This window comes from Streptomyces sp. NPDC056738 (genome assembly GCF_042790435.1).
In the GTDB taxonomy this organism is placed as follows: domain Bacteria; phylum Actinomycetota; class Actinomycetes; order Streptomycetales; family Streptomycetaceae; genus Streptomyces.
Genome location: NZ_JBHTZF010000003.1, coordinates 1 through 19,383, shown reverse-complemented (window position 1 = coordinate 19,383; position 19,383 = coordinate 1). Strand labels below are relative to the sequence as shown.

The window sequence follows — 19,383 nt, the reverse complement described above, 5'->3', positions numbered from 1 at the left end:
TCATCCGCCTGTGGACAAGTGGCCGCGATATGTCAGTTCTTACGGCTCTTTGGGCACCGGACGGCCGGGGTTTTTGTGGGGAGAGGGTCCCACGAGCTGCGGAGGGCCGGCGACCGGGGCTCCCGCCGGGGCGGATCAGGCGGGGTCGATCTCCCGCAGCAGACCGGTCGTGACGTCGAAGACGAAGCCGCGCACGTCGTCGGTGTGCACCAGGAAAGGGGAGGTACGCACCCGCTGCATCGACTGCCGTACGTCCTGGTCGACGTCCCGGAAGGCCTCGACCGCCCACGCGGGGCGCTGGCCGACCTCCATCTCCAGGTCGTGCCGGAACTCCTCCGTGAGGGACTCCAGGCCGCAGCCGGTGTGGTGGATGAGGGCCACGCTGCGGGTTCCGAGGGCGCGCTGGCTGATCGTGAGCGAGCGGATCACGTCGTCGGTGACCACGCCGCCCGCGTTGCGGATGGTGTGGCAGTCGCCCAGCTTCAGGCCGAGCGCGGCGTGCAGGTCGAGGCGGGCGTCCATGCACGCGACCACGGCGACCCGCTGCACGGGGCGGGCGTCCATGCCCGGGTCGGTGAAGGCCGCGGCGTATTTCCCGTTCGCGTCCACGAGGCGGTCGGTCACCGAGCGCTCCGCGTCTATGGCGTCTTCGGGTTCGGTGGGAACGGATGCGGAAGTCGTCATGACTGCGACGTTACTGGTCACGCCCGGGCGAGGCCTGTTGTGAGAGGGGACAAAGAATGTCATCGCGGCTTGTTGTGAGGTAATCCACACGGGCGGTGACGGCCTGCCCGTTCGGGTGATTCTTCCTGATCCGCGGCTTCGGTCCGAGCGCCGTCCGCGACGCGCATGCCGGTTGGTTGACCGCGAGACACCGTGGACTAAAGTGACGCGAAGCGGGAGGCGAGGCTCTCCCCGCTGCACTGTTTTCCCCAGGAGACCCGGCGACCTTCCGGAGTCTCCCCGCGTGCGCGGCGCGTACGTACGGCTCGGCCTCCTCCCGCTCCCGGTCGGCCGACGCCCTTCATCCGGCGCCGGCGGCCTCCCCTTCCCGAGCGGGTGGGGACCCGGCGGTGCGTAGGGCCGCGCCGGACCTGAGAGGGCCCGGAATGAAAGGGCGCGAAGCGCTTCCCGACGAGGGTGACAGCGGGCGACCGGAGGGGCGCGGCCGACACGTCCCGGTCATGCTCGACCGGTGCCTGGACATGCTGGCCCCGGCCCTCACCGAGCCGGGAGCCGTGGTCGTCGACTGCACCCTCGGACTCGGCGGTCACAGCGAGGCGCTGCTGACCCGGTTCCCCGGAGTGCGGCTCGTCGCCCTGGACCGTGACAAGGAGGCGCTGCGCCTCTCCGGAGAGCGCCTCGCCCCCTACGGCACCCGCGCCGACCTGGTGCACGCCGTCTACGACGAACTCCCCGACGTGCTCGACCGCCTCGGCACCCCGCGCGTCCAGGGCATCCTGTTCGACCTCGGCGTCTCCTCCATGCAGCTCGACGAGGCCGACCGCGGGTTCGCCTACGCCCAGGACGCCCCGCTCGACATGCGCATGGACCAGACGACCGGCATGAGCGCCGCCGAGGTCCTCAACACCTACCCGCCGGGCGAACTGGTGCGGATCCTGCGGGCGTACGGCGAGGAGAAGCAGGCCAAGAGGATCGTCTCCGCGATCGTGCGCGAGCGCGAGAAGGAGCCCTTCACCAACAGCGCGCGGCTCGTCGAGCTGATCCGGGACGCGCTGCCCCAGGCCGCCAAGCGCACCGGCGGCAACCCCGCCAAGCGCACCTTCCAGGCGCTGCGCATCGAGGTCAACGGCGAACTGAGCGTCCTGGAGCGGGCGATTCCCGCGGCCGTGAAGGCGCTCGCCGTCGGCGGCCGGATCGCCGTCCTGTCGTACCACTCGCTGGAGGACCGGCTGGTCAAGCAGGTGTTCGCGGCCGGAGCCGCCAACACCGCGCCGCCCGGACTGCCCGTCGTCCCCGAGCGCTACCAGCCCCGGCTCAAGCTCCTCACCCGCGGTGCCGAACTTCCCACCGAGGAGGAGGTGGCCGAGAACCGGCGGGCCGCTCCCGCCCGGCTGCGGGGAGCAGAGCGCATCCGCGAGGAATCCGCCGAGTAGGCGCGGGGAGAAGGAGAGGCCGTGAGGCGGACACCCGGACTCGCGCGACGCCCCGGGCCCGTTTCCCGGACCCGCCGGAGGGCGGGCACCGGGCGGCTGGACCCGCGGCGGCCGGCCGGGGCCGGGAACCGAACCGGCGGTGGATTCGTGAGTAGGGGAACCGGACCCATGGAGCGGCCGTGAAGGCGGCAGACCAGAGCCACAGGGAGGGCGCGTGAGCGGCAGACCCGAACTCAGGGGGCGGGCCGCCCGGCTCGCGCGGCTCCTGCCGACCGGGGCCGGACAGGCCGCCCGCACCCCCTTCGTCCTCCTGGTGGTCCTGCTCCTCGGCGGCGGCCTCATCGGGCTCCTGGTGCTGAACTCGGCGCTCAGCGAAGGCGCGTTCCGCCTCGACGACCTCCAGAAGGAGACGAAGAGCCTCACCGACGAGGAACAGGCCCTCCAGCGGGACGTGGACGCCTACTCGGCCCCCGACGCCCTCCAGCGCCGCGCCCGCGAACTCGGCATGGTCCCCGGCGGCGACCCGGCCTTCCTCGGCCCCGACGGCACCGTCAAGGGCGTTCCCGGGGCCGCCGGTTCCGCCGCGCGGGCCCCGATGGTCCCCCCGCCCGAGGTCCTCGCCCCGGCCCGCACCCCGAGCCGGGCCCCGGCGCGGAGCGCGACACCGTCCCCCGGCGCGCGGCAGCCCTCCGCGGCAGCCTCCCCACAGCCCTCCACGACCCCTGGCAGGTGACGGAAGTGTCCGACAGGGAACCGCCGCGCCGCCGCGTGCCCGGCCCCGCCAGGCCCGCACGTCCGGCGGGCCGGAACCGCCCGGGGCCGGGTGCCCGCCCGGGGCGCCGCCCGGCCGCCAACCGCTCCGACGGCCGCGCCGACGGCCCCCGCCTCATCCGGCTCGGCAGCCCGCGCCCCCGTCTGCGCATGGTCAGCCTCGCGCTGACGCTGGTGATGATCGCGTTCGTGGTGCGGCTGCTGCAGGTGCAGGCCGTGGACGCGGGCACCTACGCCGCCAAGGCCGAGCAGAACCGCTACGTCGGGCGCACCCTGGCCGCCGAGCGCGGCGGGATCACCGACCGCGACGGCGTCGAACTGGCGACGAGCGTGGACGCGTACGACATCACCGCGGACCCGACGATGTTCACGCGCGAGGCCACCAAGACGGGGGACGCCCCCGAACAGGCCGCGGCCCTCCTCGGTCCGATCATCGGCCAGGACGTCGACACCGTCGCCAGGAAGCTGCGGACGAAGAACACCCGCTACGTCCTCCTCGCGCACCGCCGCACCCCCCAGGTCTGGCAGCAGATCAAGGACCTCAAGAGCACGCTCGGGACCAAGGCCGAGACGGACCGCAACACGGTCAACGTCCTCGCGGGCGTCCTCGCGGTACCGGCCAGCAAGCGCGTGTACCCGAACGGCGACCTGGCCGCCGGGATACTGGGCTGGGTCAACGCCGACGGCAAGGGCGGCGGCGGTGTCGAGCAGCAGTTGAACAAGGAGCTCACCGGCAAGGACGGCAAGATCCGCTACGCCCAGTCCGGGGGCCGTCAGGTGCCGACCGTGGGCTCCACCGAGACCCCCGCCGTGGCCGGCTCCGACGTCGAGCTCACCATCGACCGGGACATCCAGTGGGCCGCGCAGGACGCCATCACCGAGCAGGTGAAGAAGTCCAAGGCGGACCGCGGCTACGTGATAGTGCAGGACACGAGGACCGGCCAGATCCTCGCCATGGCCAACGCGCCCGGCTTCGACCCGAACGACCTCACCCAGGCCAACGCGGCGGCCATGGGCAACGCGGCCCTCCAGGACGCGTACGAGCCCGGCTCCACCGCCAAGCTGATGTCGATGGCCGCCGTCCTCCAGGAGAACGCGGCGACCCCCGCGACCCATGTCGTCGTACCCAACCGGCTGCACCGCGGCGACCGGCTCTTCCAGGACGACGTCGACCACAAGACCTGGCACCTCACGCTCAACGGCGTGCTCGCCAAGTCCAGCAACATCGGCACCATCCTGGCGACCGGTCAGCTCGGCAAGACCCAGAAACAGGCCAACCAGGTCCTCTACTCGTACCTGCGCAAGTTCGGCATCGGCAGCCACACCGGGCTCGGCTTCCCCGGCGAGACGGCGGGCATCCTCGCGCCCGCCGACAAGTGGTCCACCTCGCAGCAGTACACGATCCCTTTCGGCCAGGGCGTGTCGATCAACGCGATGCAGGCGGCCTCCGTCTACTCGACGATCGCCAACGGCGGCGTCCGCGTCGAGCCGACCCTGGTGCGCGGCACGAAGGGGCCCGACGGCCGCTTCACCCCCGCCGCCGAGCCGAAGAAGACCCGGGTCGTGAGCGAGAAGACGGCGAAGACCCTCGCCCAGATGCTGGAGTCGGTCGTGGACGACGAGCAGGGCACCGGCATCAAGGCACGCATCCCCGGGTACCGGGTCGCGGGCAAGACGGGTACGGCCAACCGCGTGGATCCGGCCACCGGCAAGTACCACGGCTACACCTCCTCCTTCGCCGGATTCGCCCCCGCAGACAAGCCCCGGATCACCGTCTACTGCGCCATCCAGAACGCCACGAAGGGCCTCTACTACGGAGGCCAGATCTGCGGACCCGTCTTCAAGCAGGTGATGGAGTTCGCCCTGAAGACCCTTCAGGTCCCGCCCACCGGCACCCACGCGGCCCGGCTGCCCGTCGAATACACACCGTGACCGCCCCCGACCGCACGCCGTGACCGGCGACCCCGCACAACGGACCAGGAACCACTCGTGACAACGATCACCCCGGACCCCGGGAACCAGCGCTCCCCGCACACCCCGTCCGCGCCCTCGCTTCGCCCCGGCGGGGGTGAGCCCGGTACGCTCACCGCCGTGCCACAAGCTGATCAGTCCCAAACCACCCAGAAGGGCGTCCCTGTGACATATCCGGGGCCGCCGCGTCCGGTTCACGTCTCCGCCACCCCCGTCGCGGAGCTCGCCGATCAGCTGGGTGCCGAGAAGCCGGAGAGCGGCGCCGGGGTCACGGGCATCACCCATGACTCCCGGGCGGTGCGACCCGGCGACGTGTACGCGGCGCTGCCGGGCGCCCGTCTGCACGGCGCCGACTTCGTGACCCAGGCCGCCGGCCTCGGCGCGGTCGCCGTGCTCACCGACCCGACCGGCGCCGACCGCGCCGCGGCCACCGGCCTGCCGGTCCTCGTCGTCGAGGACCCCCGCGGATCGATGGGCGAACTCGCGGCCACCATCTACGGCCACCCGGGACGCGATCTCCTCCAGATCGGCATCACGGGCACCTCGGGCAAGACCACGACGGCCTACCTCGTCGAGGGCGGCCTGCGGACCGTGCGCTCCACCGGCCTGATCGGCACGGTCGAGATGCGCATCGGCGACGAGCGCATCAAGTCCGAGCGCACCACACCCGAGGCCACCGACCTCCAGGCCCTGTTCGCGGTCATGCGCGAGCGCGGGGTCGACTCGGTCGCGATGGAGGTCTCCAGCCACGCGCTGGTCCTCGGCCGCGTCGACGGCTGCGTCTTCGACGTCGCCGTCTTCAACAACCTCAGCCCGGAACACATGGAGTTCCACACGGGCATGGAGGACTACTTCCAGGCCAAGGCCCAGCTCTTCACGGCCAGGCGCAGCCGGCTCGGCGTCGTGAACCTCGACGACGAGTACGGCCGCAGGCTCGCGGGGGAGGCCACCGTCCCCGTCGTCACCTTCTCCGCCGAGGGCCACCCGGACGCCGACTGGCGCGCCGAGGAGGTCGAAGTCGGCCCGATGGACTCGACGTTCACCGCGGTCGGCCCCAAGGGCGAGCGGATCACCGCCCGCTCGCCGCTCGCCGGCCCCTTCAACGTGGCGAACACGCTCGCCGCGATCGTCGCCCTCGCGGCCGCCGGGATCGACCCGCAGACCGCGGCCGACGGAATCGCCGCCGTCCCCGGGGTCCCGGGCCGGCTGGAGCGGGTCGACGAGGGCCAGCCGTACCTCGCCGTCGTCGACTACGCCCACAAGACGGACGCCGTCGAATCCGTCCTGCGCGCCCTGCGCAAGGTCACCGAGGGCCGGCTGCACGTGGTGCTCGGCTGCGGCGGCGACCGTGACAAGACCAAGCGGATGCCGATGGGCGCGGCCGCGGCCCGGCTCGCCGACACCGCCGTCCTCACCTCCGACAACCCCCGCTCCGAGGACCCGCTCGCGATCCTCGCCACGATGCTCGCGGGCGCCGCCGAGGTGCCGGCCCACGAGCGGGGCGAGGTCCAGGTCTTCGAGGACCGGGCCGCCGCCATCGCCGCGGCCGTCGCGCGCGCAAAGCCGGGCGACACCGTGCTGGTCGCGGGCAAGGGCCACGAGCAGGGCCAGGACATCGCCGGGGTGGTGCGTCCCTTCGACGACCGCCAGGTGCTTCGCGAAGCTATCCAGCAGACCCAGGGATGAACTTGTGATCGCCCTCTCTCTCGCCGAGATCGCAGCAGTCGTCGGCGGGCAGACGTACGACATACCGGATCCGGAGCTACAGGTCACCGGACCGGTCGTCAGAGACTCCCGTGAAGTGGAGTCCGGCAGCCTCTTCGTCGCCTTCGTCGGCGAACGCGTGGACGGCCACGACTACGCCCGGGCGGTGATCGAGGCCGGAGCGGCCGCCGTCCTGGCGTCCCGCCCCGTCGGCGTGCCCGCCATCGTCGTCGACGACGTGCAGAGGGCCCTCGGCGCCCTCGCCCGGCACGTCGTCGAACGGCTCGGCGCGACCCTCGTGGCCCTCACCGGCTCCGCGGGCAAGACCAGCACCAAGGACCTGATCGCCCAGGTGCTGCGGAGCAAGGCGCCGACCGTCTTCACCCCCGGCTCCCTCAACAACGAGATCGGACTGCCGCTCACCGCGCTCAGCGCCACCGAGGAGACGAAGTTCCTCGTGCTGGAGATGGGCGCCCGCGGCATCGGCCACATCCGCTACCTGACGGAGCTCACCCCGCCGAAGGTCGGCCTCGTCCTCAACGTCGGCACCGCCCACATCGGCGAGTTCGGCGGCCGCGAACAGATCGCGCAAGCAAAGGGCGAGCTCGTCGAGAGCCTCCCCGAGGACGGCGCCGCGATCCTCAACGCCGACGATCCCCTCGTACGCGCCATGGCATCGCGCACGAAGGCGCGCGTGCTCCTCTTCGGAGAGTCCGGCGAAGCGGACGTACGGGCCGAGAACGTCCGGCTCACGGAGAGCGGACAGCCTTCCTTCAGCCTTCGCACACCCTCCGGGTGCAGTGATGTGACCATGCGCCTGTACGGTGAGCACCACGTGTCGAACGCGCTCGCCGCGGCCGCCGTCGCCCATGAGCTGGGCATGTCCGCAGACGAGATCGCCCGCGCGCTCTCCGAGGCGGGCTCCCTCTCCCGCTGGCGGATGGAGGTCACCGAGCGTCCGGACGGCGTGACGGTCGTCAACGACGCCTACAACGCGAACCCCGAGTCCATGCGGGCCGCCCTGCGCGCGCTCGCGGCGATGGGCAAGGGGCGTCGTACGTGGGCGGTGCTCGGTCAGATGGCCGAGCTCGGGGACGAGGCGCTCGCCGAGCACGACGCGGTCGGACGGCTTGCCGTCCGGCTCAATGTCGGCAAGCTCGTCGCGGTCGGGGGCAGGGAAGCGTCCTGGCTGCAACTGGGCGCATATAACGAGGGTTCGTGGGGTGAGGAGTCGGTGCACGTGTCCGACGCACAGGCGGCTGTCGACCTGTTGCGCAGCGAGCTGCGCCCAGGGGACGTCGTGCTCGTGAAGGCGTCCAGGTCCGTCGGGCTGGAACGGGTGGCGCTCGCGCTGCTCGCCGACGGTACCGAGGGTGAGGTTTCCGCCCGATGATGAAGCAGATCCTGTTCGCGGGAGTCCTCGGTCTGTTCCTGACCCTGGCCGGCACTCCGCTGCTGATCAAGCTGCTGGCCCGCAAGGGCTACGGCCAGTACATCCGCGACGACGGCCCGCGCGAGCACGCCAGCAAGCGCGGTACGCCGACGATGGGTGGTATCGCCTTCATCCTGGCGACGATCGCCGCGTACTTCCTGAGCAAGCTCATCACCGGTTACCCGCCCACCTATTCGGGTCTGCTGGTCCTCGGCCTGATGTTCGGCATGGGCATGGTCGGCTTCCTGGACGACTACATCAAGATCGTCAAGCGTCGTTCGCTCGGTCTGCGGGCCAAGGCGAAGATGGCGGGACAGCTGATCGTCGGCATCTCCTTCGCGGTGCTGGCCCTGATGTTCCCCGACAACCGAGGCAACACCCCGGCTTCCACCAAGCTGTCGTTCATCACCGACTTCGGCTGGAAGATCGGCCCGGTGCTGTTCGTGATCTGGGCGCTGTTCATGATCCTCGCGATGTCGAACGGCGTGAACCTGACCGACGGTCTGGACGGTCTGGCCACCGGCGCCTCCGTCCTCGTCTTCGGCGCCTACACGTTCATCGGCGTCTGGCAGTTCCAGGAGTCGTGCGCCAACGCGACGACCCTGACCAACCCGGGCGCCTGCTACGAGGTGCGCGATCCACTCGACCTGGCCGTGGTGGCCTCCGCCCTGATGGGTGCCTGCCTGGGCTTCCTGTGGTGGAACACGTCGCCCGCCAAGATCTTCATGGGTGACACGGGTTCGCTCGCCCTCGGTGGTGTCCTCACCGGCCTGGCCATCCTCTCCCGCACCGAGCTGCTGGTGGCCATCATGGGCGGCCTGTTCGTCCTCATCACCATGTCGGTGGTCATCCAGGTCGGCTCCTTCAAGCTGACCGGGAAGCGTGTCTTCCGGATGGCTCCGCTCCAGCACCACTTCGAACTCAAGGGCTGGTCCGAAGTCCTTGTGGTGGTCCGATTCTGGATCATCCAGGGCATCTGCGTGATCGTCGGACTCGGCCTCTTCTACGCAGGATGGGCAGCCAAGAAGTGACCAACTGGCAGGGAAAGCACGTCACCGTCGCCGGCCTCGGCGTCTCGGGCATCCCGGCGGCCAAGGTCCTGCACGGCCTCGGCGCCCTCGTCACCGTCGTCAACGACGGCGACGACGAACGGGCCCGTGCACAGGCCGCGGACCTCGAGGCACTCGGCGTCACCGTGCGCCTCGGTGACGGCGCGACCCTGCCCGAGGGCACCGAGCTCATCGTGACCGCGCCCGGCTGGCAGCCGGACAAGCCGCTGTTCACCGCGGCCGCCGCGGCGGGCGTCCCGGTCTGGGGCGACGTCGAACTCGCCTGGCGGCTGCGGGAACTGGACGGCAGGAAGCCGGCTCCCTGGCTCGCGGTCACCGGCACCAACGGCAAGACCACGACCGTCCAGATGCTCGCCTCCATCCTGAAGGCGGCCGGACTGCGCACCGCGGCCGTCGGCAACATCGGCGTCTCGCTCCTCGACGCCGTCCTCGGCGAGGAGGAGTACGACGTCCTCGCGGTCGAACTCTCCAGCTACCAGCTCCACTGGGCGCCCTCGCTGCGCGCCCACTCCGGGGCCGTGCTGAACCTCGCGCCCGACCATCTCGACTGGCACGGCTCCATGGAGGCGTACGCCGCCGACAAGGGCCGTATCTACGAGGGCAATCGCATCGCCTGCGTCTACAACGTGGCCGACAAGGCCACCGAGGACCTGGTGCGCGCCGCGGACGTCGAGGAGGGCTGCCGCGCCGTCGGCTTCACCCTCGGCGCCCCGGGACCCTCCCAACTCGGCGTCGTGGACGGCATCCTGGTCGACCGCGCGTTCGTCGAGGACCGGCAGCGCAACGCCCAGGAGCTGGCGGAGGTCTCCGACGTCACTCCGCCCGCCCCGCACAACGTCGCCAACGCCCTTGCCGCGGCGGCCCTCGCGCGTGCCTTCGGGGTGCCTCCCAAGGCCGTACGGGACGGACTGCGGGCCTTCACCCCGGACGCCCACCGCATCGCGCACGTGGCCGACGTGGACGAGGTCGCCTACGTCGACGACTCCAAGGCCACCAACACGCATGCCGCGGAAGCCTCCTTGGCGGCCTACGAGTCGATCGTGTGGATCGCCGGAGGGCTCGCCAAGGGCGCGACCTTCGACGAACTGGTCGCCCGGTCGGCGAAGCGGCTGAGGGGCGTCGTCCTGATCGGCGCGGACCGCGCGCTGATCCGCGAAGCCCTGGCGCGACACGCCCCCGAGGTACCGGTCGTCGACCTCGACCGGACCGACACTGGGGCGATGCTCGCGGCTGTCCAGGAGGCCAGGAGGCTCGCCGAGCCCGGGGACACGGTCCTGCTGGCCCCGGCCTGCGCGTCCATGGACATGTTCGCCAACTACAACAAGCGCGGTGACGCGTTCGCGGAGGCGGTCCGCGAACTCGGCGCCTGACCCGGCTGCCTGGCCGGGCGAAGCTGGGAGGGACGGACGCGTGACATCGCTGTGGACCGAAGACTCCGATGCCGGTTAGCCGCACCGGCCGCCCTCCCGTGCGGCGGGCCGGCCGGCCCGCCGCCGCCGGGGCGTCCCGCGACAATCCCGTGCGCCGTCTGTACCTGCGGGCCCGCAAGGCCTGGGACCGGCCGCTGACCGCGTACTACCTGATCCTCGGCGGCAGCCTGCTGATCACCGTGCTGGGACTCGTGATGGTCTACTCGGCCTCGCAGATCACGGCGCTTCAGCTCTCGCTGCCCGGGTCGTTCTTCTTCCGCAAGCAGTTCCTGGCCGCCCTGATCGGCGGTGTGCTCCTGTTCGCCGCCTCCCGGATGCCGGTGAAGCTGCACCGGGCGCTGGCCTACCCGATCCTGGCGGGCGCCGTCTTCATGATGGTCCTCGTGCAAGTGCCCGGGATAGGGCTCTCGGTCAACGGCAACCAGAACTGGATCTCGCTGGGCGGCTCGTTCCAGATCCAGCCCAGCGAGTTCGGCAAGCTCGCGCTCGTGCTCTGGGGAGCCGATCTGCTCGCCCGCAAGCAGGACAAGCGGCTGCTGACCCAGTGGAAGCACATGCTGGTGCCGCTCGTGCCCGCCGCCTTCATGCTGCTCGGCCTGATCATGCTCGGCGGGGACATGGGAACCGCGATCATCCTCACGGCCATCCTGTTCGGGCTGCTGTGGCTGGCCGGAGCGCCCACCCGGCTGTTCGTGGGCGTGCTCTCCGTCGCCCTGGCGATCGGCTTCCTGCTCATCAAGACGAGCCCCAACCGCATGTCCAGGCTGGCGTGCATCGGCGCGACCGAGCCGGGGCCGCACGACACCTGCTGGCAGGCCGTGCACGGCATCTACGCCCTCGCCTCCGGCGGGCTCTTCGGTTCCGGCCTCGGTGCCAGCGTGGAGAAATGGGGCCAACTGCCCGAAGCGCACACCGACTTCATCTTCGCCATCACTGGGGAGGAACTGGGCCTCGCGGGGACGCTGTCGGTGCTCGCCCTCTTCGCGGCTCTAGGCTATGCGGGTATCCGCGTGGCCGGACGCACGGAGGACCCCTTCGTGAGGTATGCCGCGGGAGGCGTGACCACCTGGATCACGGCCCAGGCCGTGATCAACATCGGTGCGGTGCTCGGTCTGCTGCCGATCGCCGGTGTCCCGCTCCCGCTGTTCTCCTACGGGGGTTCCGCCCTGCTGCCGACCATGTTCGCCATCGGGCTCTTGATCGCGTTCGCGCGTGACGACCCCGCTGCGCGGGCGGCTCTCGCCATGCGGCAACCCCGCTTTGGCAGAAAGCGGGGTGCGGTGAGAGAGTCCGCAAGGGCCGCGGGGCCCCGGAGATGGAACACGATGCGACGGCGTGCCTCTGCGGCGCGTTCGTCCGGAGAGCGGTGAATTTCGGTGCATGTCGTACTCGCCGGCGGGGGGACCGCCGGCCACATCGAGCCCGCGCTCGCCCTCGCGGACGCCCTGCGCAGGCAGGACCCCACCGTGGGAATCACGGCCCTGGGCACGGAACGGGGCCTGGAGACCCGGCTCGTACCCGAGCGCGGCTACGAACTGGCGCTGATCCCGGCCGTACCGCTGCCGCGCAAGCCCACCCCCGAGCTGATCACCGTCCCCGGGCGGCTGCGCGGCACGATCAAGGCCGTCGAGCAGATCCTGGAGCGGACCAAGGCGGACGCGGTCGTCGGCTTCGGCGGCTACGTGGCCCTGCCCGGCTACCTGGCGGCCAAGCGCCTCGGCGTGCCGATCGTCATCCACGAGGCCAACGCCAGGCCCGGACTCGCCAACAAGATCGGATCGCGGTACGCGGCCCAGGTCGCCGTCTCCACGCCCGACAGCAAGCTCCGCGGATCCCGCTACATCGGCATCCCGCTGCGCCGCACCATCGCCACCCTCGACCGCGCCGCCGTGCGGCCCGAGGCGCGCGCCGCGTTCGGGCTCGACCCGAACCTGCCGACGCTGCTCGTGTCGGGCGGCTCGCAGGGCGCCCGCCGCCTCAACGAGGTGGTCCAGCAGGCGGCTCCGTACCTCCAGCAGGCCGGAATCCAGATCCTGCACGCGGTCGGCCCGAAGAACGAACTGCCGCAGGTGCACCAGATGCCGGGGATGCCCCCGTACATCCCGGTACCGTACGTGGACCGGATGGATCTCGCGTACGCCGCGGCCGACATGATGCTCTGCCGCGCGGGCGCGATGACCGTCGCCGAACTCTCCGCCGTCGGACTGCCCGCCGCCTACGTCCCGCTGCCCATCGGCAACGGCGAACAGCGGCTGAACGCCCAGCCGGTGGTCAAGGCCGGTGGCGGACTGCTGGTCGACGACGCGGAGCTGACCCCGCAGTGGGTGCAGCAGAACGTGCTGCCCGTGCTCGCCGACCCGCACCGGCTGTACGAGATGTCGGTCGCCGCCAGTGAGTTCGGCCGCCGTGACGCCGACGACCTGCTCGTCGGCATGGTGTACGAGGCGATCGCCTCGCGTCACCGCTAGGACCGCATGAGGGAAGGCAGGGAGCGTGGCCGGACCGAGTACCGCCGAGCGCGGTGAACGGCAGAAGCTGGAGTCCGGCCCGCCCCGGCCGCCCCTCGTCGGGCGGCTCCGCCGCCTTCGTAGGCTCATCATCCTTTTGCTCGCCGTGGTGTTGGCCGGAGCCGCCGCGGTGTGGATCCTCTACGGCTCCTCCTGGCTGCGCACGGAACGCGTGACCGTCTCCGGGACGCGGGTGCTGACCCCCGCCCAGGTGCGCGAAGCGGCCGGCGTGCCGGTCGGATCGCCGCTGGTCTCCGTCGACACGGACGCCATCGAGGCGCGGCTGCTCAGGGAACTGCCCCGGATCGACTCGGTCGAGGTCGACCGGTCCTGGCCGCACGGAATCGGTCTGACGGTGACCGAACGAACTCCCGTCCTCATCGTCCGAAAAGGCGCGAAGTTCGTCGAAGTGGACGCCAAGGGTGTCCGGTTCGCCACCGTTTCACAGGCCCCGAAGGGCGTGCCCGTCCTGGAGCTGGCGGTCTCGAACGGCGCCGCGGCGCGGCGCTTCCCCGCCGGCCGGCTCGTGCGCGAGGCGGTGCGGATCGCCGGGGACATCCCGGACCGGGTCGCCCGTGACACCCGTACCGTCAAGGTCCGTTCCTACGACGCCGTCTCGCTGGAGTTGACGGGCGGCAGGACCGTCGCGTGGGGCAGCGCGGAGAAGGGCCGGGCGAAGGCCAGGACGCTCCTTGCTCTCATGAAAGCCGATTCCGGGGCCCGGCACTTCGACGTAAGTGCCCCCACCGCCCCCGCATCGTCGAGCAGTTGACCCGCATCGGTGCAGGCCAGCACCCTGGTTGGGCAGTGCCAGGCCTGATCACATAGGGTGAAAAGAAAAACGGGAGGTTCGGCGTGTTCGTTGAACGCGCGCCACTTGTCGACTTAGTGTCCTGTTCGGAAGAGTCCAAGGAACAGACACACTGGTAACCCTAAACTTCAGCGTTAGGGTTCGGGTCGGCGTTCGGACCGTCCCATTCGGCATCAGTCGTCGGATCGCGAGCACGCGAGGCGACGACACGTAACTCGAGGCGAGAGGCCTTCGACGTGGCAGCACCGCAGAACTACCTCGCAGTCATCAAAGTCATCGGTGTCGGCGGCGGTGGTGTCAATGCCATCAACCGGATGATCGAGGTCGGTCTCAAGGGCGTCGAGTTCATCGCCATCAACACCGACGCGCAGGCGCTGTTGATGAGCGACGCCGACGTCAAGCTCGACGTCGGCCGGGAACTCACCCGCGGCCTCGGGGCCGGAGCCAACCCGGCAGTCGGCCGCAAGGCCGCCGAGGATCACCGCGAGGAGATCGAGGAGGTCCTCAAGGGGGCCGACATGGTCTTCGTGACGGCCGGCGAGGGCGGCGGCACCGGCACCGGCGGCGCGCCCGTCGTGGCCAACATCGCCCGCTCGCTGGGCGCCCTCACCATCGGCGTGGTCACCCGCCCGTTCACCTTCGAGGGCCGGCGCCGCGCCAACCAGGCCGAGGACGGCATCGCGGAACTCCGCGAAGAGGTCGACACCCTCATCGTCATCCCGAACGACCGGCTGCTGTCCATCTCGGACCGCCAGGTCTCGGTCCTCGACGCCTTCAAGTCGGCGGACCAGGTCCTGCTCTCCGGCGTCCAGGGCATCACCGACCTCATCACCACGCCCGGTCTGATCAACCTCGACTTCGCCGACGTCAAGTCCGTCATGTCCGAGGCCGGTTCGGCGCTCATGGGCATCGGCTCCGCCCGCGGCGACGACCGTGCGGTGGCGGCGGCCGAGATGGCCATCTCCTCGCCCCTGCTGGAAGCCTCCATCGACGGCGCCCGCGGCGTCCTGCTGTCCATCTCCGGCGGCTCCGACCTCGGCCTGTTCGAGATCAACGAGGCGGCCCGGCTCGTCAGCGAGGCGGCGCACCCCGAGGCCAACATCATCTTCGGCGCGGTGATCGACGACGCCCTCGGCGACGAGGTGCGGGTCACCGTCATCGCCGCCGGCTTCGACGGCGGTCAGCCCCCGGCCAAGCGCGAGAACGTCCTCGGCTCGGCTTCGGCCCGGCGCGAGGACCCCGCCCCGTCGCGTCCGGCCGAGAGCCGCCCGTCCTTCGGGACGCTCGGCAGCGTCACGCCCAAGGAGCCGGCTCCCGAGCCCGCCCCGGAGCCGGTCAGCGAGCTGCCGGTGTCCCCGCCGGTCCCGCCGTCCCGCTCCTACTCGGACAGCGCGGCCGAGGAACTGGACGTGCCGGACTTCCTGAAGTGATAGGACAGCGCTCCGCCGCGAGCACCGTGAGCGGCGCCCACTTCGCCTTCACCGACAGGTGGGGCGGGGTGAGCGCCGTTCCGTACGAGGAGCTCAACCTCGGCGGGGCGGTCGGCGACGACCCCGGCGCCGTACGCGCCAACCGGGAACTGGCCGCGAAGGCGCTCGGGCTCGACCCGGCCCGGGTCGTCTGGATGAACCAGGTGCACGGGCCCGACGTGGCGGTCGTCGAGGAGCCCTGGGGCGCCTCGGAGATCCCCGCCGTCGACGCGCTCGTCACGGCGCGGCGGGGGCTGGCGCTCGCCGTCCTCACCGCCGACTGCACGCCCGTCCTGCTGGCCGACCCCGTCGCCGGGGTGGCCGCCGCGGCGCACGCGGGACGGCCCGGCATGGTCGCCGGCGTGGTTCCCGCGGCCGTACGGGCCATGGTGGAACTGGGCGCCGACCCGGCCAGGATCGTCGCCCGCACCGGACCCGCCGTCTGCGGGCGGTGCTACGAGGTGCCGGAGGCGATGCGCGCCGAGGTCGCCGCCGTGGAACCCGCGGCGTACGCCGAGACGAGCTGGGGAACGCCCGCGGTCGACGTGACCGCCGGGGTGCACGCGCAGCTCGAACGGCTCGGAGTGCGCGACCGGGAGCAGTCGCCGGTGTGCACGATCGAATCGGGGGACCACTTCTCGTACCGACGGGACCGAACGACCGGGCGGCTCGCCGGTTACGTCTGGTTGGACTGATGGGGCATGACGGACCGTAAGGCTCAACTCGCCGCGAATCTGGCGAAAGTGGAAGAGCGCATCACGGAGGCGTGCACGGCCGCCGGGCGCAAGCGTGAAGAGGTGACCCTGATCGTGGTCACCAAGACCTATCCCGCGAGCGATGTGCGGATCCTGTCCGAACTCGGTGTGCGTCACGTGGCCGAGAACCGGGACCAGGACGCCGCGCCCAAAAGCGCGGAGTGCTCGGATCTGCCGCTGTCGTGGCATTTTGTCGGTCAATTGCAGACCAACAAGGTGCGTTCTGTGGTCGGTTACGCGGATTTCGTGCAGTCCGTCGACCGGTCCCGGCTCGTCACCGCTCTCTCGAAGGAAGCGGTACGGGCGGAACGCGAACTGGGGTGCCTCATCCAGGTCGCCCTGGACGCGCAGGAGAGCGGACGGGGCGAGCGCGGCGGCGTGGGGGTCGGCGGGGTCGAGGAGTTGGCCGGACTCGTCGCGGACTCCCCGGGACTGCGGCTCGACGGACTGATGACAGTGGCTCCGCTCACCGGCGCGTACGCGGGGCGCCAACAACAGGCGTTCGAGCGGCTGATGGATTTGTCGACTGCCGTGCGCCGGGACCATCCGGCTGCGAACATGGTCTCGGCAGGGATGAGCTCGGATCTCGAACAGGCTGTGGCGGCCGGAGCGACACATGTACGCGTCGGTACTGCGGTACTCGGAGTCCGACCCGGCCTCCGGTAACGTCGCCAAGAAGTCGGACCACAGCAGAAAATATGGTCATTACCGCCAAATGCGGGCATAACGACCTCGTGGATCGCGGGCACTTGGCAGTTCGTCAGCCGATCCACCACAGAGCGGAGGACTCAGAGCATGGCCGGCGCGATGCGCAAGATGGCGGTCTACCTCGGCCTCGTGGAGGACGATGGGTACGACGGCAGAGGATTCGACCCCGACGACGACTTCGAGCCCGAGCTCGACCCTGAGCCCGAGCGTGACCGGCGGCGGCACGAACCGCCGCACCAGTCACACCAGGTGCACGCGTCCCAAAGGGACGAATCGGTACGAGTGGTACAGCCCTCGGCGCCCCGCGACCCGGTGCCGCATTCCGCGTCGCTCGCCGCGGAGTCCGGGCGTCCGGCGCGCATCGCCCCCGTGGCGTCCATCACACAAGAACGTCAGAGCTTGGAGAAGAACGCCCCGGTGATCATGCCCAAGGTCGTGTCGGAACGAGAGCCGTACCGGATCACCACGCTGCACCCCCGGACGTACAACGAGGCCCGTACCATCGGGGAACACTTCCGTGAGGGCACCCCGGTGATCATGAACCTGACCGAGATGGACGACACCGACGCGAAGCGACTTGTCGACTTCGCGGCCGGTTTGGTGTTCGGTCTCCACGGCAGCATCGAGCGGGTGACGCAGAAGGTGTTCCTGTTGTCGCCTGCTAACGTCGATGTCACGGCGGAGGACAAGGCCCGCATCGCAGAGGGCGGGTTCTTCAACCAGAGCTGAGACGCAGGACCGGAACACCGTAGGGAAAACAGGGGAGAGGGAAGCACGGATCATGAGCGTGGTCGGGCAGGTCTTCTACATCGCGCTGATGTGCTTCCTCATCGTGCTGATTTTCCGGTTGGTCATGGACTACGTCTTCCAGTTCGCCCGCTCATGGCAACCCGGCAAGGCGATGGTGGTCGTTCTGGAGGCCACCTACACTGTCACCGATCCACCGCTCAAGCTTCTGCGGCGGTTCATTCCGCCGCTGCGTCTCGGGGGCGTGGCGCTTGACCTGTCCTTCTTCGTGCTGATGATCATCGTCTTCATCTTGATCAGACTTACGCAGAACTTGATGTGAGCGATGTGAACGATACGGTCTTGCCGAATGCCGACGACTACGTTGAGGTGAAGAGATGCCGTTGACCCCCGAGGACGTGCGGAACAAGCAGTTCACGACCGTCCGCCTCCGAGAAGGCTATGACGAGGACGAGGTCGATGCCTTCCTCGACGAGGTCGAAGCCGAACTGACTCGCCTGCTCCGCGAGAACGAGGACCTGCGCGCCAAGCTGGCCGCCGCCACGCGCGCGGCCGCGCAGAACCAGCAGCAGCAGGGTATGCGCAAACCGCCGGAGCAGCAGGACCAGCAGGGCCCGCCGCAGGGTATGCGTGGGCCCGGCGCTCCTGTGCCCGCCGGGATATCGGGTCCGCCGCAGGGAATGGGCGGCCCCATGGGCGGTCCGCCTCAGCTCCCGAGCGGTGCTCCCGCGCTGCCCGCCGGCCCCAGCGGCCAGGGCGGCCCGCAGAGCCAGGGCCCCATGGGTCAGGGTCCGATGGGCCAGGGCCCCATGGGTCAGGGTCCGATGGGCCAGGGCCCGATGGGCCAGGGTCCCGGTCAGATGCAGCAGATGGGCGGCCCCATGGGCCAGGGCCCCATGGGTCAGGGTCCGATGGGCCAGGGCCCCATGGGTCAGGGTCCCGGTCAGATGCAGCAGATGGGTGGCCCCATGGGCGGTCCCATGGGTGGCCCGATGGGCGGTCCCATGGGCGGTCCGATGGGTGGCCCCATGGGCGGCCCCGGTCAGCAGATGCAGCAGCAGGGCCCCGGTGGCGACAGCGCCGCGCGTGTCCTCTCGCTCGCTCAGCAGACCGCCGACCAGGCGATCGCCGAGGCGCGCTCCGAGGCCAACAAGATCGTCGGTGAGGCCCGCAGCCGCGCCGAGGGTCTGGAGCGGGACGCCCGTGCCAAGGCCGACGCCCTGGAGCGGGACGCGCAGGAGAAGCACCGCGTCGCGATGGGCTCCCTGGAGTCCGCCCGCGCCACGCTGGAGCGCAAGGTCGAGGACCTGCGTGGCTTCGAGCGCGAGTACCGCACGCGTCTGAAGTCCTACCTGGAGTCGCAGCTCCGCCAGCTCGAGACGCAGGCGGACGACTCGCTCGCCCCGCCGCGCACGCCGGCCGCCGCGTCCCTGCCGGCGTCCTCCGCGCCGTCGATGGCTCCCGCGGGTGCCGGTGCGCCGTCCTACGGCGGCAACCAGGGCATGGGTGGACCGTCGCAGGGCGGACCGTCCTACGGCGGGCAGCAGCAGATGTCGCCCGCGATGACCCAGCCGATGGCTCCGGTGCGGCCCCAGGGCCCGTCGCCGATGCAGCAGGCGCCCTCGCCGATGCGCGGGTTCCTCATCGACGAGGACGACAACTGACGGCGGCTCGCACGCCATAGGCGTCGGCAGCATTCAGGGCGGGGCCCCCGGAGAGATCCGGGGGCCCCGCCCTTTTGCGTACCCGCGAACGGGCTGTACGGGGCCCAGGAGCCACCGGCGGGGCCGAGTGGACCTTCTCGTGCCCCGCGGTCCCCGAACGCCCCGTACGAACCCCCGGTGACGCCACCAGCGGAATCCTCCCCCCCCTCGGCCCCAGGGACGGGAAC

The 19,383-nt window shown here is 70.8% G+C and carries 17 protein-coding genes; 16 read left to right on the top strand and 1 reads right to left on the bottom strand.

Annotation, left to right across the window (positions count from 1 at the left end):
* Window positions 1-135 precede the first annotated feature (135 nt).
* A complete protein-coding gene (locus tag ACFRIC_RS07490) occupies window positions 136-684 on the bottom strand; it encodes a beta-class carbonic anhydrase (protein ID WP_382780929.1) in 549 nt (182 codons plus the stop codon).
* 425 nt (window positions 685-1,109) lie between these two features.
* Here ACFRIC_RS07490 and rsmH point away from each other — a divergent pair, with 425 nt between their 5' ends.
* From rsmH to ACFRIC_RS07410, 16 genes are all read left to right on the top strand, one after another.
* Window positions 1,110-2,117 carry a 16S rRNA (cytosine(1402)-N(4))-methyltransferase RsmH gene (gene rsmH, locus ACFRIC_RS07485; RefSeq protein WP_382780926.1) on the top strand — a complete coding sequence of 336 codons (1,008 nt, stop codon included), beginning with the start codon at window positions 1,110-1,112 and terminating at the stop codon, window positions 2,115-2,117.
* A gap of 214 nt (window positions 2,118-2,331) precedes the next feature.
* Complete coding sequence (locus tag ACFRIC_RS07480) at window positions 2,332-2,850, top strand: septum formation initiator family protein (protein WP_382780923.1); 519 nt, start codon at window positions 2,332-2,334, stop codon at window positions 2,848-2,850.
* A gap of 5 nt (window positions 2,851-2,855) precedes the next feature.
* Window positions 2,856-4,820 (top strand): peptidoglycan D,D-transpeptidase FtsI family protein, encoded by a 1,965-nt coding sequence (locus ACFRIC_RS07475; RefSeq protein ID WP_382780920.1) that lies wholly within the window; start codon window positions 2,856-2,858, stop codon window positions 4,818-4,820.
* Window positions 4,821-4,877: 57 nt separating this feature from the next.
* The gene (locus tag ACFRIC_RS07470) at window positions 4,878-6,545 is read left to right on the top strand and encodes a UDP-N-acetylmuramoyl-L-alanyl-D-glutamate--2,6-diaminopimelate ligase (protein WP_382780917.1); all 1,668 of its coding nucleotides are present in this window, start codon (window positions 4,878-4,880) and stop codon (window positions 6,543-6,545) included.
* 4 nt (window positions 6,546-6,549) lie between these two features.
* Window positions 6,550-7,956 (top strand): UDP-N-acetylmuramoyl-tripeptide--D-alanyl-D-alanine ligase, encoded by a 1,407-nt coding sequence (gene murF / locus ACFRIC_RS07465; RefSeq protein ID WP_382780914.1) that lies wholly within the window; start codon window positions 6,550-6,552, stop codon window positions 7,954-7,956.
* The gene (gene mraY / locus ACFRIC_RS07460) at window positions 7,953-9,026 is read left to right on the top strand and encodes a phospho-N-acetylmuramoyl-pentapeptide-transferase (RefSeq protein WP_361686155.1); all 1,074 of its coding nucleotides are present in this window, start codon (window positions 7,953-7,955) and stop codon (window positions 9,024-9,026) included. Before murF ends, mraY begins: the two co-directional genes overlap by 4 nt.
* Window positions 9,008-10,435 carry a UDP-N-acetylmuramoyl-L-alanine--D-glutamate ligase gene (gene murD / locus ACFRIC_RS07455; protein WP_382780910.1) on the top strand — a complete coding sequence of 476 codons (1,428 nt, stop codon included), beginning with the start codon at window positions 9,008-9,010 and terminating at the stop codon, window positions 10,433-10,435. Before mraY ends, murD begins: the two co-directional genes overlap by 19 nt.
* A 68-nt stretch (window positions 10,436-10,503) precedes the next feature.
* Window positions 10,504-11,865 carry a putative lipid II flippase FtsW gene (ftsW, locus tag ACFRIC_RS07450; RefSeq protein WP_382780907.1) on the top strand — a complete coding sequence of 454 codons (1,362 nt, stop codon included), beginning with the start codon at window positions 10,504-10,506 and terminating at the stop codon, window positions 11,863-11,865.
* 6 nt (window positions 11,866-11,871) lie between these two features.
* On the top strand, window positions 11,872-12,963 hold the full coding sequence (gene murG, locus ACFRIC_RS07445; protein ID WP_382780904.1) for an undecaprenyldiphospho-muramoylpentapeptide beta-N-acetylglucosaminyltransferase: 1,092 nt from the start codon (window positions 11,872-11,874) through the stop codon (window positions 12,961-12,963).
* Between the two features lie 25 nt (window positions 12,964-12,988).
* Window positions 12,989-13,774 carry a cell division protein FtsQ/DivIB gene (locus ACFRIC_RS07440; RefSeq protein ID WP_382780902.1) on the top strand — a complete coding sequence of 262 codons (786 nt, stop codon included), beginning with the start codon at window positions 12,989-12,991 and terminating at the stop codon, window positions 13,772-13,774.
* A gap of 275 nt (window positions 13,775-14,049) precedes the next feature.
* On the top strand, window positions 14,050-15,243 hold the full coding sequence (gene ftsZ, locus ACFRIC_RS07435) for a cell division protein FtsZ (RefSeq protein WP_382780899.1): 1,194 nt from the start codon (window positions 14,050-14,052) through the stop codon (window positions 15,241-15,243).
* Window positions 15,240-15,977, top strand: coding sequence for a peptidoglycan editing factor PgeF (gene pgeF / locus ACFRIC_RS07430; protein WP_382780897.1), 738 nt, complete (start codon window positions 15,240-15,242; stop codon window positions 15,975-15,977). Before ftsZ ends, pgeF begins: the two co-directional genes overlap by 4 nt.
* Before the next feature lie 6 nt (window positions 15,978-15,983).
* On the top strand, window positions 15,984-16,703 hold the full coding sequence (locus tag ACFRIC_RS07425) for a YggS family pyridoxal phosphate-dependent enzyme (protein WP_382780894.1): 720 nt from the start codon (window positions 15,984-15,986) through the stop codon (window positions 16,701-16,703).
* Between the two features lie 129 nt (window positions 16,704-16,832).
* Window positions 16,833-17,474: a cell division protein SepF gene (locus ACFRIC_RS07420; RefSeq protein ID WP_382780890.1), complete on the top strand. Its 642-nt coding sequence runs from the start codon at window positions 16,833-16,835 to the stop codon at window positions 17,472-17,474.
* A 52-nt stretch (window positions 17,475-17,526) separates the two neighbouring features.
* The gene (locus ACFRIC_RS07415; protein WP_339128866.1) at window positions 17,527-17,814 is read left to right on the top strand and encodes a YggT family protein; all 288 of its coding nucleotides are present in this window, start codon (window positions 17,527-17,529) and stop codon (window positions 17,812-17,814) included.
* A 55-nt stretch (window positions 17,815-17,869) separates the two neighbouring features.
* A complete protein-coding gene (locus ACFRIC_RS07410; RefSeq protein ID WP_382780887.1) occupies window positions 17,870-19,156 on the top strand; it encodes a DivIVA domain-containing protein in 1,287 nt (428 codons plus the stop codon).
* The last annotated feature ends 227 nt before the right edge of the window (window positions 19,157-19,383 follow it).